This is a genomic window from Microcoleus sp. PH2017_28_MFU_U_A, assembly GCF_020738035.1.
Lineage (GTDB): Bacteria > Cyanobacteriota > Cyanobacteriia > Cyanobacteriales > Microcoleaceae > Microcoleus.
In genome coordinates, this window is the sequence record NZ_JAEQCX010000038.1 from 43,911 (window position 1) to 58,820 (window position 14,910).

The window sequence follows — 14,910 nt, forward strand, 5'->3', positions numbered from 1 at the left end:
GGGACGTTTTTTGCTTACTGTTGAGCCATGATCATTTTTGCTTTTCCTTGTTCCGGTTTTTTTGTTGAGTTTTTTCGCGCAGCCGACTTTGCTCTTCTCCGGATAAACTTTGCTGTTTCTTAGCTCTTAGACAAATACATAAAGGAAACTTATCCTCTAAAAAGTCCTGCGAAATTTTTTCAAACAATAAGTCACCCTTATCTATTTGCCCTTGAATTTGGGCTCGCCGCCGTCTGGCCGATACCAGGCGATGATCCAATAGATAAACATTGCAATGAGGTTTCCACCAGTCGCCATGCATGGAAAATAAGCCATCTTCCATGCACAACGCCGACGGCATCTTTTTGAGATGTGGCAGCTTCTCTACCAGTTGCTTTTTCACGATTGGTGGTAATTCCTGGCGATATCCTCGCACCGGTGCTGCTACCAATCGGTAACTATTTGAAAGGTGGCGACTAACAGTCGATTGACTAATTCCTCGAAAATTAGCGATCGCCTCCTGACTCCCACCATAGAATCGAAAATCCGAATTGCAATAAATGAACCGATCGCCCTTTCCCAGTACCCGCGCCGGATAATCGCAGGTGTGCAGGTCGATCGGTTTCAGGATTTGACTCGGAATTTGCCCAGGATCTAAACCCTGAGCTTTTATTTGCTCGATCTCTTCCTGCCGCTGACGGTGGAGAGATGCTCGTTGCAAATTCTGGGCTTCCACTTCTGTAGCGAGTATGTGGATGTTAGCCAAATCATCAATATTTATGGCGGCGATCGGGCCGAGCTTCTCAATACCCGTGAGGGCTATCACCTTTTCCAAACTTGTGTAGTAAACTGTAATCCAATTCTTCGCCTGTGAGTAGTCGCGAATCAAGCCTGACTTTTTGGCGGCACACAGCAACTTTCTGATGTGACCTTCGCTGCGATTCAATATTTTGCTTGCCGCTGTCAGTGTGAATTTTCCAATTCCCGAACCCTTAGACCTGCCACTGTTGTTCCAGCGCGAAATGTCGAAGCGACGCGCGAGCAGCCAAACGCTTAGTTTGCGGCCAAAATGCGGGAATAATCGTGCCGGGAAGCGCACCAAATCTAGCTCCTCAGCGCTGACATACTCGCTATGCCAGTTTTCGCAGAGTTCAATTAGCCATTCTGGTGCCGGTAAGGGCGGATTTTGCAGTGGGTCATTGATCCAGGTGTAGGGTTTGCCCGTGTTGGGGTGGATGCTGGGCGGCAAAATGCTCTGTGCGTCGATCCAGCGAAATTCTAAGCATTCCTCTTTGCCGTCGTCGCCTGATATTCCCGTGCCGATTCTGCGGGTGCGAAGGCGATGCCACTCCGACTCTGGTACTGAAAATAAGCACTGTTTTCTGCCAGATCGGCCGCTTGTCCAGGCAGTTGTTGTAGCAAAAATTGCGGTACTGTTTTCGCCGACTAATTTGGCCAAGAATTTGGCGGCTGATTCGCCATCAATGTCTACTGCTAGAAGTCCGTTTCCCAGTTTCAACCCGAGTCCTGTAGCTTTGCCGGTTTGCAGTTCGGTGAGAATTTCTAGGCGATCGTACTGCTTAGAATTCCATCCTTTCTGGTAAGGTTTTTTCCCCCGTACAGGCACGAGAGACCAATTCTCGGGAATTTCTAACAGGGCGGGGAGAGTTTGCATCGCTGTTAGTCTTCCTCTATTGCCAGCATATTCACTATTTGGGAGGTGGAGGTAGTTTGTCCTTCCCACCGCACAAATATGATGGGTATGCCACCTGTCGATAGGGCGACTCCTCTTACAAACCCTGGAAGATATTCGATTCGGTTTGTCTCAATGACTTTCTGTCCAATTCTGAAAAATAGAAATTTATCTAAAATTTCAATGTGTTGCTGTGCTTTTATCTCTGACAATTCTATGGCTTTTAATTCTTTTGGTTTCTTGGTACTTTTTTTTGCCTTTTTGCACTGCTCTATGTTTTGCAATAGCTTCTCTTTTGTCTCCTGGATCTGAGTGAGAATCGCGTCTGGAAAAGTTTTATCAAAAGTTTCTACGCTGGCTTGGTTGCCATCCTCGTCTAATGTTGGTGGCCCCACAGCCCACATATCAAGGTATTCTTCCCCTAATCTCATTCCTTTGAGCCGAACCTTCTTTTGTTCAGGTAGAAATACTTCTATCTCCCTGTATTGATTGCTATAGAAGCAATTTTGCACTCCATTTAAAAGCCAAGAAAAGTTATCTTTTTCCCATTGGTTCCAGCCTTCAGGAAAGGCGGTGTCTACAGCCATGCCTAGTATCGCTTCGCTGGCGTTATGTTTCGACCAGTCGTCATAGTCAGTTTCTCTTTGGTTTTCTGAGAATGTCGCCGATTTTTCAGGCTCTAGGGGTGCGACCGCAGGGACTGCATTTTCTGCAATTAATTCCGGTTTTTCTTCGGTGGCTGCACCGCCTGCGATCTCTACTTTCAGTGGCATTAATTTTTCTAAATGCCTTACTTGCACTTCGGATTCTCTCCCATCGTCGAATCGTACTTTGACTATGGCAAAAGGTTCATATTTCCCTGAGTAAATCTCCGAGACAATTTCTCCGTATGTGATGAGGTAATCCAGTGTTTTACCCCAGTCGGGATTGTTCAAGTCGTACTTGATTCGGTCGCCAAGGGTGAATTTTCTCATGGCTTCAGCCATACTCTTTTTAAGTGTCTCGCTGAACCAATTAGCTCCCCTGGCTGGCGGCATTTCATTGGCTTCTGCGGTGTCTACAGTCGCGTCAAGTGCTGTGTCTACAATCTCCACATCCGAGGCTTCTGCGGTGTCTACAGTCGCGTCAAGTGCTGTGTCTACTGTCTACAATCTCCACATCCGAGGCTTCTGCGGTGTCTACAGTCGCGTCTACAATGTTTACACCCAATGCTTTGACCGTATTGTCTGGTAAGAAGTCGGTGTGTGCTGCGGACTCCAAGAGCGAGGGTGAGGAAGCTGCACTCACCATTGTCTGAATTGTTAATTCTGCCTCTGCCAATTGTTCCCGCAGCCGCTGGTTTTCCTCTGTTAATAAAGATGTGTTACCGCCGGCAGGTGTGGACAGAAACTCGAAGTGCAGCACCCAGACTAACTTGTCCTGCCCCTCGAAATATGTGTCAATAAATTCTTGTGCTGTCGCAACCATGCCACCTTCTTCTTTCAAGTCAGTTGCCGTCATTTCTGACAGATACTGTTGGTATGGGCGCTGAGTAAGCTTAATAAATCCCAGTTCGTACCCCCCACGTTGGCGGCCCTTATTTAGTGCTGGGATGGCAATATTTTTGTCGAAATATCTAATGAAGTTTTTTGCATAATCATCTTGCCACGCGCGCCGAGTTTGCGTTTTCTTGCCGGAAGTCAACTCGTTTATTGTCAAGGCAAAGCTTATTCCCATGGCCTTGGGCTTGGACGCTTGGGGAAATAATTGATTCAGACTGGCTATCAAATCAGCAGCGAATTCCTTACCTTCATCCTCTGGGAGTTCGATCGCCTGCGCGAGTGCTAGTGTCTTCAATCTTGCTGGAGTTCCAAGAGCTTCGAGTAGGTCGCCTGCGAATTTATCTTCCCAGTTTTTGATAAATTCAATGGGGCTTTTCTCATGGAAGTGAGGTTTCAGGGCTAAACCCTGCGGCCACTTGTCGCTATATATCGTGTCTTCCTGTGGGAAATAATAATATGTGTTTTTCCCGGTATTCCAAACTAATTCCGAATCCCAGTTAGTATCTTTTTGCTCACCCGGAACCAGCTCCATCTCTGCATAGGCGATAGTAAATAGCTCATCTTCCCCGTCCACTGTGACAAGTGCTTGGCATTCATCTTTCCATTTGTGAATAATTCCTTTTTTGCCTTCTAGCCCCTTGGCAAAAATCAACACTCTATCGCCCTTGCTGGCAGTGATTTCGTTCAGTGGAGTGGTAGGCTTTTCCGCTTTCGTTAGTATTCTCAGGTCACTGGCGCCAAGTGGTTTTGGGTAGACTCCTCCGCTGTAAAGTGCGACGTGAATCTTGCCTAATTTGTCTACTTTTTTGACTAATCCTCTGTCGCTTTTTACGTCTTTTGTCTCGACTATCTCGACTGGCACGCCCTTCGTAAAGCCTAAGCTTTGAATTGCGGCTTTGTAATCCTGACTGCGCTTACCGGATATCTCAAATACTGCTATTTCTAAATGTTTTTTAGTAGCCTTTTTACCTTCCGCTGCCGCTAAATTTTTTGCATATTCGATCGCTTTAAGTTTATTGCCGATATCTGGAATTTCTTTTAGGGGGCGAAGGCAAGCGCTGGGGATATTTAAGGTGATCGGTTCGTCGTATTGTTTGGCAATTTCAGCCTCTAATCGTGCTACTACTTTCGCGTCCTCAATCAATCTGTAAGCACTGGAACTTGACTTGCCAAATTCAGTTTTGCAGTAGCTTTCAAAGGTTCTGTACCCGAGGGCTTTGTAGGCTTTTCGATCTCTTGCTTCTATGAGCATTGAACCCAGGCTGTCAAAGTTACCCTTGATATCCTGCGTGATTGAATCTGCCTCTGCTCTCCCCATTTCGGTGATGCGTGCTGGTCGATCGACAGTTGTAATTGTCATGTTAAAGCCTCCATTTTATCGATAATTCATCTGTCTGGACGATTAAAGGATGCCTCTTTAATGCCCAGCGACTTGATATCCAGCCCCATGAACGTATTTTTCTTGTCCCTGATATAACCCATCTGACAAATAGGAAATCCCCACAAATTTCCTCTATAAATCCTATCTTTTTTGTTTTATTGACCAGCATTGATACTGATTCGCCGACGGCAAATACTGTTCCAGTCGTCATACTTCCTCTTGTGAATCGGATCGTCCTCTGTTGCTGTTAGTCGATCTTGATTTTGTACAAATAGTAGATATCTTCTTCTAGTTGTTCCATTGGTTATGGGTTGTTGGTTATTAGTAATTAGGAAAGGCGATCGCACCGACTAGAGCGCGATCGCACGCCATGCTGTTTGGCACTACGCTTCAAGTTCAAAGTCATCTTGCAGAATATCCCCGGCTAATTCGGCCAGTGCCGACGGGGAAAGGGCTTTCAATAATTCCATTGCTTCCGCGACAGGTGTCGCAAATTCGCCGTGACGCGGCTTGATTTCTATCAATTGCGCGGAGGTTTGGTCGATGCGGTGATAGGCGGCTAAGCCCACTGCCATTCTTTCGTTCCAGGCGAGCTTTTCTAGCGTGAGAAAAAGTAAGCCGAGAGTGGTTCTATCTCGCACAAGATCTTGACAATTCGTCGTCTATGTCGTAGGTGCTTTTGAAAGTGTCTAGTGGGTTGACTTGACTCATTTGATTTCCCATACGTCTCCGAAATTTGTTACTTTTCCTGCTGCCTGTAACTCGCGTAGGCGGCACATGGTTGTTCCTGTGGAGTAGAATCCGGGCATCTTGAGAGAGATTTTGTAGGCTGTTTTAGGGCCGTCTTTGAGGATTTCTAAGATGTCCTTTCTTCTGATTTCGTTGATTGCTATGTGGTTGGCGATGCTTCGTCCTGTGTTCATGGGTTTTCGATAGTGGGGATGTGTAAAACCAGGTGTACTTTGAGTCTCCAGGCGATCGCCCGAAACGTTTTGCTTGGAAGGTAAAAAAGGCCCCACGCCTTGAAAAGCCATGAGTCGAATACTGGTTTCATGGCGTTCATGTAGCTTTCTACCAAGTCCAAGTCGGAAAGATCTGCCAGGTCGGGGTGATCTTTTGTGTAGGCTTGCTTCCAGATGTCAAAAGCCTCCCAAGCCTCAGTACGGAAATCGTCTCTGTCAAGCCAAAACCACATTCCGTACCAATTCCAGTTAGTCGTGTTTGTTGCTGTTTGCATGGGTTAGCTCGTTGATAAAAAAGGCAATCGCACGTCCTGCCGCACGATCGCTAACTTTGTCGGTTGCTAGACTTTGATATTGTCTAAATCTTCCCCGCTTACTTCTTCGTAGTAGGTATCGCAAATTTGATAGAAGTAATGGTCTTTCCACTGGATGATTCGCGGAGGTCTGCGGACGGCTATAGTTACACGTTTTATTGATAAGTCTCTCATTTGGAGCTTGATGTGGAGAGTTGTCTTGACTGTCTCGAATGTGGGTGTGGTCATTATTTGTTCCTGAATAATGGGGAAGGAAAGGCGATCGCACGTCCTGCCGCGCGATCGCCGGCGAATGATAGGAAGGAAGTTTATAGGCAGTCCAGGTATTAGGTCATAGGCATCACCTCTGCTTTTGTGGAATCCCTGCGACCGCTTCCCGGTGGTGGCGGTGTGTCGGGGGTGTTCGTCGCTAATCGCCCACTGAAAATTAGGGCTACTGATACCGCAATGGCACGTGACCCGATCAATAAAATCCGCATTTTCACGGAATTACCCTCTAAAAGGCAGGGTTTGCCTACGTGGAAAGACGTAGGTGAGAGGCTATCTTTGACTTGGTTATGCTGTGAGTTGCCGGAGCCAACCGCTTCTTACCGCCCATGCTGTTCAAGACTTACGGGGCTAGTTGTGAGGCTGCCTGACTGCCGGAAACTCTTATATTTAAGGTAGGCAGGCCAGGATTGTCGTCACGGGCCCACCTACTTTGTTGTTCTACCAACTAGGCAAAGAAATTAGGAATTACTCCTAGTGAATTTGCCTAGTTATTATGCTATGCTAAAGAAACGAAAAAGTCAATCACAACAGGAGCTAATGTCTGTGCCGTTGAAAGCAATAAGAGAAGAACTTGATATGACTCAGGCTCAATTCGCTGTTGCGCTAGGCATAGACACGTCCACTGTTAGCCGATGTGAGCGTGGTCTGAGCGAAATAGCGCTCACACTCTGGCAAGTCAAACGCTTATGTAAGCTGACCGGGAAAACGTTAGATCAACTCCCTGACTACTTAGGTCATGGAAGTCTGTCTAAGTCCGAAAAGCTTGCTTCTCCGGCGTTCGTATGAACCTTGAAAACTAAATAGTTAAGCCTCCCCAGTTAGTGTCTGGGGAGGCTGATATTACCGACTCGGCTATTCACTTCACTTGTTTAGTGTTGTGCCTAGTGCGGGCGAAACGAGTTTAGGAATGTCTGCGTGTTTTGAGAGTGAGGACTGGCAACACCCATTATGTACAGGCGATTTCTGACAATCATCTTTCGGAATGTCATCTTGAGTGGTTTAGACCTATGCTGCAAGTGAACTTCTATTCCTGGGTTTCCATTTAGACCAAAGTGTCTTTGCGCGACGATCGAAAATTGCTCGCCAAAAGCAGTACCTGAATTCCATCTTTTGTTGATGACTTCCGTCATGAGAGTCAGCTTGCGGTCTTGGGCAATAAATTGAGACCCATCAACTGCTGTGTACCCAAAAGTATAAGACTCGCCTTCTTGCTCAATGGAGTACATTGTGCCGTTGGAATCTGTTACTTGTTTGACCTTGTATGGTGGCACCATTATCGAAAAATGACCGTCTTGGTCATAAAAATCGTTCCATCCCTGCTGCCCAGGCTCGGAAGTGGAACTGAAGGACTGCCGGGGTTGCTGGTATATCTGAACCAGTCGAGGCGCTGTCCCTGTGGTAGTTGGTACAAGATACTGCGTCCGACTTCCCGCCAAGTGATTCTCTAGATTCCGCGCCATCCGGCTGAGCTGTTCCGGCCGCCCGATGAAGTAGCCCAACGCTACCCATCCCGCCACCCCTAGCCATTTGCGCCATTCGATTCGTCTCTTGAAGTTCATATTAAAACCCAGGTATTAGTTTCTGGATTTTATAGCGATTTCAGCCACCAGCGGAACCGCGCAACCACGCAAATAACGCAGGTTTACGAAAAATGTCCCAAAAGTGGGACATTTTTCGTGAACCTTTCTCAATCAAGGTTTCGCTCTCTCGGTGGCGGCAATGATTTTTACTGCGGCCGTGGCGAAAATAATCAGGCATTTCCTCGATGCTGAAATAGCAAAAGCTCTGTTTTTCAAGCTCTTGCTCCAGTTTTTTAGCCTTGTCTGAAAAGAATGATTCATACAAAAATGTCCCAAAAATGGGACATTTTTGATAACCAAGCTTATTGACAATTAGATACTGAGGCTCGCTACACGCCTCTCCAGACTTGCGGGTGACACCGCAAGATTAACGCTCTAACCAAGCACACGGGCGATCGCTCTGGGTAGATCCGGCGATCGCCCTTCCTTTTCCAGCTACTGACAATCATACCCTATGCCTAAAATCAAGCTCAAAAAATACGAGCAGGCTCTTGCTCTCCTCCCAGGATGCAAGGGCTTGGATCGGGATCCATCAATCCTTTATGCCAATCTCAAGACTCTCGGTTATCGGTGGAGTGGTAGCGATCGTAAGTGGTTGCTGAAGTGATGCCATAGTGATGCCATGGCAGACCTACCCAACCACCCCCGCTTCTTCGACGACGACAGCGAATACCTCGATCTGGGTTCCGGCGAGCTCGCCGCCAAGCGATACCTGCGGTTGATTTGTTCTGCTGATTATCGATCGAAGCCCTTCGTGGATGATGACCCCGATCGGGAAGGTCTGGCATCGCCTACCAATAACCTCCCATTGCCACCTAATGTAATCACGATCGGCAGGAGAGTTACTCCAGCACTCAGAGTCAAGATTTTAGGTGCGTTAGATTTGTACCCTACAAAGAGTCAAATCAGGATTTATCAGTTATTTGCCGAAATCAAAGCTTGTGGATTTAAGTACGACCACAAGCATAGTATTTGGGAGTTTCGATCTAAATGGAAGAATTCACTACCGAACAAAAACTAAAAATCCGTGACTATTTTGACGACCCCAATTACTCACAACCCCACGGTGAATTTGTCGCAACGCAATTGTTGGCGGCAATGATTGCCTCCGGCAAATACGAACTCGAAGAATACCCTAGGCTCGCCGAAGCCGCTATCAGGTTGACAGCTATCTTGGTGGTTCGATTCGACGACGAAGTGAAGCGTGAGGTGCGAGAAACGACAAACCCAAAACCTTCAGCCTCAGAGAAAGATACGAATTCTGATCCTGACTCTGAGGCTTGTGACCCAATTCCCTTTTAACGAACTGGCGACACCTGCCAGATAAATAAAAGTGGTGTGACAACCCAGAGAGACGGGTTTATTCTCCCTATCTGTCTCTTGCGATCGTGTTTGCTTCAAGTGCGATCGCTTATTTTTTAGGAGTTTGCATGATTACCGAAGATACCCGCATTGATTATGAGCGCGTCGGCGATATTACTTCGCCCCCAGTCTTTAAGGTCTTGAGTGATGTTTACGGCTCTGATTTTGGCGACGCCACTCAGGAGGAGCGATTAGTCTTAGTGGAAGCGATCGCTTATAGCCTGCGTGTAGGAGGCGCATTTCGCGATAACTTGCGGAATGTGGTAAACGGCGATCTAGATATGCCCTGTGGCATCTTTACCTCTGCTGGAGTCGGGAGAAATGAGGGGCTGAAGCTATTGGCTATCTTACAGGTAGCGATCGTTGAATGTTACTAGATTTTAGCCGCCAAAAGAGAAGGGTTGTGAGCCAAGACAGCTTTTGTCTCGCCGATGAGTTGAAGCTCTACTTTTGAGTGAACTAATTAAATTAAAATGCCCCTGCGCTGCATCAACAGCCAGGGGCGCGACCATCCCAATAGTTTCAAGCAGAGGATAGTATGAAAATCATATCAGAAATATCACTTTCGCCGCAAGAATTTCGTAAATTAACTGGCTGGTCGGTTTACAAAATTAGCAGAGAAACTGGCATTCCTTTACAAACCCTTTATTGTTATCTGAGAGAACCCGGAGCCCCTGGATATCGCGAACCCAAGCCTCAAATAACTCTTCTGTTTGGATTACTGCACAAAGTTTTATGCACCGCGTAAAATTATGCTCTGCATAGTATACCCGCCCCTCAAAGGCGGGTTATTTTTTGTCTATACGAATCGATTCAAATCGATTCAATCGATTCAAATCGATTTAAACTCAAAGGCAAAAAGGCGAAAAATGGAACCTGAAGACCAAGCCGTGATTGACGTAGACAGCGAATTAATCGATTCCTCTCTCCCTGAATCGATTGAACAATGGTACTCGGCGCAGTATATGATGTTCCTCCTCCGGTTGAGCAAAGCTGACTTGCAGAAGTCGATTTGCAAACTTCAGGATGTCTACGGATTGAATCTTGCTACTTTACGCCGTGGTGCTGCCCGGGCAACCGAATACTCGCAGCTTGCTCTTGATGCAACTAAACTGCTCAATGCCGGCAAGTTTACTCAATTGCGCCAGTTGGTAGAGCAAGCACCCGTAGTACCATCTCCCACAGCATCAACGGCGATTGTGTTCGTTGACCAACACAATGCCATTGCCCAAACTGCGGCAACTGTTGCTGATAGTAATTTGACTCAAATTGCTTCTTTTAAATCTGGTTTGTTGAACAACTACCGCGAGTTGGGGCGGGCGCTTGGCAAGCAGGCAGCAGCAGAAGTAAAGCTGGGATTTACTGAGGAAGTTAAAGCAGCCCTTTCGGATTTACAGGATTCTTAAGATGGCTTTTTACAAGGTTCGGGTACAGCGCGAAAGTAATACACCAAGGCATCTCAATGTTGTTGCCAGCAAATCTCAGGAGGCTCTGCAAGTAGCAGTATTGCAATTGAGAGATGAGGGGATTACTGACGCTAAGGGTGTGGAGGTTATAGGTCAAGTACAAAGTTTAAGAGGTTGAATATGTTCGGAAAAATATTGGATCTATTGCCCGCTGGTGTTGTCGAGCAGATAGGCAACGCGAGCTTCCGATCTTTAGCGGATAGAGGCGAAGTAGATAGTTGGTCTGTTTCTTACGAGCCCGAAGGTGAGATAGCGACAAAAGAGAGAAAGGAATACGAAAGAGAAAGAAGCACGGAAGTAAAACCAATCGAGGGACAGAAATGATTACAAGTGGTATCTCTCGGGTTGTCGGTTACAATCCTATGTCGCCGGTTATCCGACAAAACTTAGGCGATATCGGTCTCGCCAAGGTAGCGAATTGCACGGATGAAGAAGTTCACGAAAGTTCGGTTAATAAGAAGAAGTGGCAGCAGCAAGCCCGACGCTCAAAGATTTATGTTGCGAATCAAAAGGCGATTTTGGATTGCATCAAAAGGATCGAAGAGCTTGCGCTGGAGCTTCTTGAATACGGATTTGATACAGATGAAAAAATAACGGGGCTTGTTGCCAAGGGCATTGAAGGGGGAGCCAAATATAAGGCTGCGGTACTTTACCGCAAGGAGCAAGCAAGGCTTTCTGTACTCAAAACCGAGGCTCAATTTGCTGCCGACATGGGATTCGCGCAAGCGAAGACAGGCGGAGAAATCGGCTTGATAGCCGATCGCTACGGCATTGATATCAAGTTTCTCCAAGCTGGCTTTAAAACTCAGTCGGCCGCCTTAGAACCACAGCTTAAAGCCAGTGCGGATGCCAAAAATCAAGAGGCGATCGCCCGCCAGCAGCAAGAAGCTTACTGGAAAGGCGAAACCACTACTTCTGGAGGCCAAAAAACTTTGGGTGGCGGCTTGTTTGGCTCGATTTCTAAATCTTTGGCTGGATGGTTTAAAGTATGAAGTTTCCATTTTTTAGAGATCGCGATCGCGAAAAGCTTGAGGCTTATCGCAGAGTCTTGGAAGCTTACGCTGACCCAAATAACTGGTCAAATGTCAGTTGTTTTGGACACATTAAACGCCGACGGTGGTGCGGTGGCAACGACGGCATGGATTTAGCTAAAAAAGTATTGGAGCAAGATGATGGACGGAACTCTTGAAGGGTACGCAGCTTACGAGGACTGGGAGGCTCAGCAACCGAAACCACAAGTTGCCGAGCCGGGAGAAAAGCGGATCGCATTTTCTCGGAATGCTTACAGAGTAGCTCATTTTGGCTTGATAGCCAGTGGCACTGCATCCGCGGTACTTATTTTTAGAATGATTCCCTGGTTGTCGTTTGGCAGTTTTGCTATCCGAATAATTGCGACCGCGGTGGTTGGCAAGGAGGCTCTTTTTGGCGCGGACGACGATCGTCCTGGATATCAGGCGGCTGCCACCGCGATCGCTCTCGGCTCTGCGGCTGGTGAGTGGGATGCAATTTTGGCAATCTTTGGTGCTGTTGGTGACTTCCTCTCTTTGTACGGGGGGTCGATCGTGGTTGGGTTGTTGATGGTGTGTGTCCTTGTGGCGTGGCTGTGGGGAGGTCGCAATGTCTCGACTTAAGATTTCACTTGCTCTGCTTGCTGGTTGCGCTGGCTTTGTTCTTGCCGGCGCAAGCCTTCCGGTTGACACCCAACTAACGATTCGCACCAAACTTGGCAAGCGAACTTATCCTCACTGGTTAGTCCAGCCCGATAGCAAGATTGTCAAAACTGAGGGCGCTTCCGGCTTGATTCGGCTGCTTGGTGGGTTAGCTAGCTTCGCTAGCTTTGGGGCTGCTCTACACTTCGCTGGCAGTGACGAACGCGAACAGCGGCTATTTTGGGCTGGACAGGTTGCCAGCGACGATATCCAGCAAAAAGAAAATCAGACAACGGCCGAAATCGGTGCAGGGGTTCGCCTCAAAAAATTACAACTTGAGGCGCAGGCAGATATCGATCTTTTTACTTTGCAGCTTCAGCAAAAATTCAAGGAGGCGATCGGATTTACTCCAGTGCCATCCCAGCCAGCGTTACCTCACGGTAAGCCGGGAACACTGGATGACATTACAAATCCAGGTGACAAAATTGATGTCGGAGAACAAGTTAAAAGTGCGATCGAACCCGGTGATTCCCTGACTCAATCTTTGCTGAAAAGCCAAATCAGTAGCGCAGTTTTTGCAGGGTTTTTGAAGCTTATTGGAACCCCTGGATCGGGAAAGACTACTCTAACGAGCGCGTTGATTCGTTGTCGCATCAGTCGAGGACATCGATTGATAATTATAAACTCCCACAAGCGTAAATCAATGTACCGAGGAATTGAAAAATTCCTCATCAAAGGGACGAAGATTTACGGTATTGGTTTGGGTGACAAGGAACGGGCGAAAAGCTTGCTGGATGGCTTGAATAAAATTCTTGAGATTTTATCCAAGCGATACGATGAATATCAGAATGATGATGAGGGAACTTACCATCATTTTCCTATCACCTTACTCCTTGAGGAGATAGGTGAGTGGCAGCCTCTTTTGGCTTTAATCTTGCCGCCTACTGAGGTTGAAAATATCTTGCAAACTTTTTGGCTAAAGCTTTTTATAGCGGCCAGGAAGGGAAAGGTTTTTCCTCTTGTTACAGCTCAGACTGATACTCAGGCAATGTTCAAGGCGAAAAATTTGTCGGAATTGTTTAAACAGTCCGGTGCTATTACCTTGTTGCTGACCGCCGTACCAGATAAGGACTCTGAAGACGGGTGGAAGCCTTCGGGGCAAGGCAAACTTAAATCACCCAATTCTGTACCAATTGATGTTTCTATTCCTGATGCACGATCGCTGATTGACGATGTGGATCATTTTGGGGATTGCGAAATATTTCTCGAATCATTTGCTACAGATTATCCCACTGAGTCAGTGGTGGAGATTCCACCAGTCTCCACCACCTCTCCACCGCCTCTCCACCAACCTATTCACCACCTGGAATCCTTGCTGCACCGGAAATACAACGCAGTCAACCCGATTCCGGAAAATTGGGAGTTTCCTGATCCAACGCAGTCATTGACCCCCGAAGTGCGTGCGGTGGTGGTTGCCTGTAAGCGTAGCGGACTATCTCAGAATGCTGCTATTTTGGCGATATGGGGGGTTGCTAAATCTGGTAGCGATAAGCGCTACGAGTCTGCTAGAAATCACTATCAATCCGTAGTTATTTAGGGAGGCAAATAACAAATGGAAGAAGGGTCGTTGACAAAAGATATTCAATGCCCGCAATGTGGATCGGTGGATATTAAGTTCGACAAAGATTATGGATTTTACACCTGTAATGCTTGTGATCATGCTTGGGCTTATTCCAAGGATGACCCAGATTTTGATGAGCTTGATGAAGATATTGACTTAAATTAACAGCGTAATTGCAAGGTCGCTCCTTGTTTCTTTATGTTTGAGCGAAAGTTGAAATGGGGTATCCAAAGATATTTGAACCCGGTCACGACGAGGGGTTCAAGGAGTTCAGCCAAAACAATGATTATGAGATTGCTGAATGATGCGTCTGCAACAGATTTAATGTTGGTTCCTGGAATTCTGAAAGAATTTGAGGAGTTGCCTGCATGGCTTAAATTGCGATTCCAAAAAGGTTCCCTTTATCAAGACGAGGATCGAGTTTTTGGGTGGTGTAGGGATGATCAAATTCAGGCAGTTGAGTTGCCTGTGTACTTGGATATGTTTTCTTACGACAATGGAAATGAGAATCGCATTGTTAAATATATTAGGGTTGGTGTATCAGACGAAGAAGGTTTTGCCCCCGCTATTGATTTACCTTTTGATGGAGTTCGTGTTGAAGTCCCTGTTGCCCCTGGTTATGATTTTGACTATACTTTTTTCACCATGTGGGAGCACGGCTGGGCGTCACCTTGCGAAATTCAATGGAGCTGGTTTGAGAGACCTCGTTGCTCGGATCTAGATGGGTATGTGGTAGAACGATCGATCATTCCTCATGGCTTTTGGAAAGCTTGGGAATGGTATCCAGATTGCTGGCGGGATTACTACGACAAACGTCCTGAGCTTTTTGAGGATGCTGAGTGGTGGGGTACCCCGATGCCGATTCGTCACGAGCCACCGAATGACCCCTATGCAGCGGTACTGGGTGGAGCAAATAAGCACGACGTTGAAATATTTTTTCTTGACTCTTGACTTTTCGGTCAGGGTGAGATAGATTTTTTGTTGTGCAGGGACAGTTGAAAGCAGGCGAACACTTGATCTGGAAGTGTCGCCCTGTCACGGCGGAAGTTGCGGGTTCGAGCCCCGTCTGTCCCGTTCTCTCGAAAGTTTAGG

The 14,910-nt window shown here is 46.9% G+C and carries 22 protein-coding genes and 1 tRNA gene; 14 read left to right on the plus strand and 9 right to left on the minus strand.

All coding sequences use genetic code 11. The annotated features are described in order from the left end of the window. Nucleotides 1-31: 31 nt before the first annotated feature. The 7 genes from JGK14_RS08000 to JGK14_RS08030 all read right to left on the minus strand — a co-directional run bounded on the left by JGK14_RS08000 (nt 32) and on the right by JGK14_RS08030 (nt 6,098). Nucleotides 32-1,654 carry a bifunctional DNA primase/polymerase gene (locus JGK14_RS08000; RefSeq protein ID WP_325314932.1) on the minus strand — a complete coding sequence of 541 codons (1,623 nt, stop codon included), beginning with the start codon at nt 1,652-1,654 and terminating at the stop codon, nt 32-34. A gap of 5 nt (nt 1,655-1,659) precedes the next feature. After that, the gene (locus JGK14_RS08005) at nt 1,660-2,766 is read right to left on the minus strand and encodes a hypothetical protein (protein WP_325314933.1); all 1,107 of its coding nucleotides are present in this window, start codon (nt 2,764-2,766) and stop codon (nt 1,660-1,662) included. 31 nt (nt 2,767-2,797) lie between these two features. After that, nucleotides 2,798-4,573: a hypothetical protein gene (locus tag JGK14_RS08010; RefSeq protein WP_325314934.1), complete on the minus strand. Its 1,776-nt coding sequence runs from the start codon at nt 4,571-4,573 to the stop codon at nt 2,798-2,800. A 404-nt stretch (nt 4,574-4,977) separates the two neighbouring features. Further along, a complete protein-coding gene (locus JGK14_RS08015; protein ID WP_325314935.1) occupies nt 4,978-5,235 on the minus strand; it encodes a hypothetical protein in 258 nt (85 codons plus the stop codon). A 66-nt stretch (nt 5,236-5,301) separates the two neighbouring features. Beyond that, nucleotides 5,302-5,517, minus strand: coding sequence for a hypothetical protein (locus tag JGK14_RS08020; protein WP_293179450.1), 216 nt, complete (start codon nt 5,515-5,517; stop codon nt 5,302-5,304). Beyond that, the gene (locus JGK14_RS08025) at nt 5,514-5,831 is read right to left on the minus strand and encodes a hypothetical protein (RefSeq protein WP_325314936.1); all 318 of its coding nucleotides are present in this window, start codon (nt 5,829-5,831) and stop codon (nt 5,514-5,516) included. Before JGK14_RS08025 ends, JGK14_RS08020 begins: the two co-directional genes overlap by 4 nt. A 66-nt stretch (nt 5,832-5,897) precedes the next feature. Then, a complete protein-coding gene (locus tag JGK14_RS08030) occupies nt 5,898-6,098 on the minus strand; it encodes a hypothetical protein (protein WP_293179456.1) in 201 nt (66 codons plus the stop codon). Between the two features lie 579 nt (nt 6,099-6,677). Between JGK14_RS08030 and JGK14_RS34015 the strand changes: the two genes are divergently transcribed. After that, on the plus strand, nt 6,678-6,926 hold the full coding sequence (locus JGK14_RS34015; RefSeq protein ID WP_366516845.1) for a helix-turn-helix transcriptional regulator: 249 nt from the start codon (nt 6,678-6,680) through the stop codon (nt 6,924-6,926). A 95-nt stretch (nt 6,927-7,021) separates the two neighbouring features. On the opposite strand, the gene JGK14_RS08035 is transcribed toward JGK14_RS34015, so the two are convergent. Next, nucleotides 7,022-7,699, minus strand: a complete 678-nt coding sequence (locus JGK14_RS08035; RefSeq protein ID WP_293223621.1) for a hypothetical protein — start codon at nt 7,697-7,699, stop codon at nt 7,022-7,024. 40 nt (nt 7,700-7,739) lie between these two features. Beyond that, nucleotides 7,740-7,985: a hypothetical protein gene (locus tag JGK14_RS08040; RefSeq protein ID WP_293223624.1), complete on the minus strand. Its 246-nt coding sequence runs from the start codon at nt 7,983-7,985 to the stop codon at nt 7,740-7,742. Between the two features lie 189 nt (nt 7,986-8,174). Here JGK14_RS08040 and JGK14_RS08045 point away from each other — a divergent pair, with 189 nt between their 5' ends. The 13 genes from JGK14_RS08045 (at nt 8,175) to JGK14_RS08105 (ending at nt 14,892) form a co-directional block, all read left to right on the plus strand. Then, nucleotides 8,175-8,327 (plus strand): hypothetical protein, encoded by a 153-nt coding sequence (locus tag JGK14_RS08045; protein WP_293223627.1) that lies wholly within the window; start codon nt 8,175-8,177, stop codon nt 8,325-8,327. 15 nt (nt 8,328-8,342) lie between these two features. After that, nucleotides 8,343-8,741 carry a hypothetical protein gene (locus JGK14_RS08050; protein WP_293313523.1) on the plus strand — a complete coding sequence of 133 codons (399 nt, stop codon included), beginning with the start codon at nt 8,343-8,345 and terminating at the stop codon, nt 8,739-8,741. Then, complete coding sequence (locus tag JGK14_RS08055) at nt 8,711-9,022, plus strand: hypothetical protein (protein WP_293223633.1); 312 nt, start codon at nt 8,711-8,713, stop codon at nt 9,020-9,022. The genes JGK14_RS08050 and JGK14_RS08055 overlap by 31 nt, the downstream gene beginning before the upstream one ends. Before the next feature lie 86 nt (nt 9,023-9,108). After that, nucleotides 9,109-9,459, plus strand: coding sequence for a hypothetical protein (locus JGK14_RS08060; RefSeq protein WP_293269420.1), 351 nt, complete (start codon nt 9,109-9,111; stop codon nt 9,457-9,459). 492 nt (nt 9,460-9,951) lie between these two features. After that, a complete protein-coding gene (locus tag JGK14_RS08065) occupies nt 9,952-10,488 on the plus strand; it encodes a hypothetical protein (RefSeq protein WP_293269418.1) in 537 nt (178 codons plus the stop codon). Nucleotide 10,489: 1 nt separating this feature from the next. Further along, nucleotides 10,490-10,666, plus strand: a complete 177-nt coding sequence (locus JGK14_RS08070) for a hypothetical protein (RefSeq protein WP_293269411.1) — start codon at nt 10,490-10,492, stop codon at nt 10,664-10,666. Between the two features lie 202 nt (nt 10,667-10,868). Continuing rightward, nucleotides 10,869-11,540, plus strand: coding sequence for a hypothetical protein (locus JGK14_RS08075; RefSeq protein ID WP_293269409.1), 672 nt, complete (start codon nt 10,869-10,871; stop codon nt 11,538-11,540). Next, nucleotides 11,537-11,737, plus strand: coding sequence for a hypothetical protein (locus JGK14_RS08080; RefSeq protein ID WP_293179486.1), 201 nt, complete (start codon nt 11,537-11,539; stop codon nt 11,735-11,737). The genes JGK14_RS08075 and JGK14_RS08080 overlap by 4 nt, the downstream gene beginning before the upstream one ends. Continuing rightward, the gene (locus tag JGK14_RS08085) at nt 11,718-12,179 is read left to right on the plus strand and encodes a hypothetical protein (protein ID WP_293231759.1); all 462 of its coding nucleotides are present in this window, start codon (nt 11,718-11,720) and stop codon (nt 12,177-12,179) included. The genes JGK14_RS08080 and JGK14_RS08085 overlap by 20 nt, the downstream gene beginning before the upstream one ends. Further along, nucleotides 12,166-13,794 carry a hypothetical protein gene (locus JGK14_RS08090; protein ID WP_293213905.1) on the plus strand — a complete coding sequence of 543 codons (1,629 nt, stop codon included), beginning with the start codon at nt 12,166-12,168 and terminating at the stop codon, nt 13,792-13,794. The genes JGK14_RS08085 and JGK14_RS08090 overlap by 14 nt, the downstream gene beginning before the upstream one ends. Before the next feature lie 15 nt (nt 13,795-13,809). Beyond that, nucleotides 13,810-13,983, plus strand: a complete 174-nt coding sequence (locus JGK14_RS08095; protein ID WP_293213903.1) for a hypothetical protein — start codon at nt 13,810-13,812, stop codon at nt 13,981-13,983. A 123-nt stretch (nt 13,984-14,106) separates the two neighbouring features. Further along, nucleotides 14,107-14,769, plus strand: a complete 663-nt coding sequence (locus tag JGK14_RS08100; RefSeq protein ID WP_293213901.1) for a hypothetical protein — start codon at nt 14,107-14,109, stop codon at nt 14,767-14,769. Nucleotides 14,770-14,806: 37 nt separating this feature from the next. Beyond that, nucleotides 14,807-14,892: transfer RNA gene (locus JGK14_RS08105), tRNA-OTHER, on the plus strand. Nucleotides 14,893-14,910: the final 18 nt, after the last annotated feature.

Coding starts and splice junctions, on each gene's coding strand:
- JGK14_RS08100 (WP_293213901.1), top strand. CDS start 14,107: ATGAGATTGCTGAATGATGCGTCTGCAACAGATTTAATGTTGGTTCCT.
- JGK14_RS08010 (WP_325314934.1), bottom strand. CDS start 4,573: ATGACAATTACAACTGTCGATCGACCAGCACGCATCACCGAAATGGGG.
- JGK14_RS08075 (WP_293269409.1), top strand. CDS start 10,869: ATGATTACAAGTGGTATCTCTCGGGTTGTCGGTTACAATCCTATGTCG.
- JGK14_RS08080 (WP_293179486.1), top strand. CDS start 11,537: ATGAAGTTTCCATTTTTTAGAGATCGCGATCGCGAAAAGCTTGAGGCT.
- JGK14_RS34015 (WP_366516845.1), top strand. CDS start 6,678: ATGTCTGTGCCGTTGAAAGCAATAAGAGAAGAACTTGATATGACTCAG.
- JGK14_RS08065 (WP_293269418.1), top strand. CDS start 9,952: ATGGAACCTGAAGACCAAGCCGTGATTGACGTAGACAGCGAATTAATC.
- JGK14_RS08085 (WP_293231759.1), top strand. CDS start 11,718: ATGATGGACGGAACTCTTGAAGGGTACGCAGCTTACGAGGACTGGGAG.
- JGK14_RS08055 (WP_293223633.1), top strand. CDS start 8,711: ATGGAAGAATTCACTACCGAACAAAAACTAAAAATCCGTGACTATTTT.
- JGK14_RS08050 (WP_293313523.1), top strand. CDS start 8,343: ATGGCAGACCTACCCAACCACCCCCGCTTCTTCGACGACGACAGCGAA.
- JGK14_RS08070 (WP_293269411.1), top strand. CDS start 10,490: ATGGCTTTTTACAAGGTTCGGGTACAGCGCGAAAGTAATACACCAAGG.
- JGK14_RS08045 (WP_293223627.1), top strand. CDS start 8,175: ATGCCTAAAATCAAGCTCAAAAAATACGAGCAGGCTCTTGCTCTCCTC.
- JGK14_RS08095 (WP_293213903.1), top strand. CDS start 13,810: ATGGAAGAAGGGTCGTTGACAAAAGATATTCAATGCCCGCAATGTGGA.
- JGK14_RS08030 (WP_293179456.1), bottom strand. CDS start 6,098: ATGACCACACCCACATTCGAGACAGTCAAGACAACTCTCCACATCAAG.
- JGK14_RS08035 (WP_293223621.1), bottom strand. CDS start 7,699: ATGAACTTCAAGAGACGAATCGAATGGCGCAAATGGCTAGGGGTGGCG.
- JGK14_RS08025 (WP_325314936.1), bottom strand. CDS start 5,831: ATGCAAACAGCAACAAACACGACTAACTGGAATTGGTACGGAATGTGG.
- JGK14_RS08000 (WP_325314932.1), bottom strand. CDS start 1,654: ATGCAAACTCTCCCCGCCCTGTTAGAAATTCCCGAGAATTGGTCTCTC.
- JGK14_RS08090 (WP_293213905.1), top strand. CDS start 12,166: ATGTCTCGACTTAAGATTTCACTTGCTCTGCTTGCTGGTTGCGCTGGC.
- JGK14_RS08020 (WP_293179450.1), bottom strand. CDS start 5,517: ATGAACACAGGACGAAGCATCGCCAACCACATAGCAATCAACGAAATC.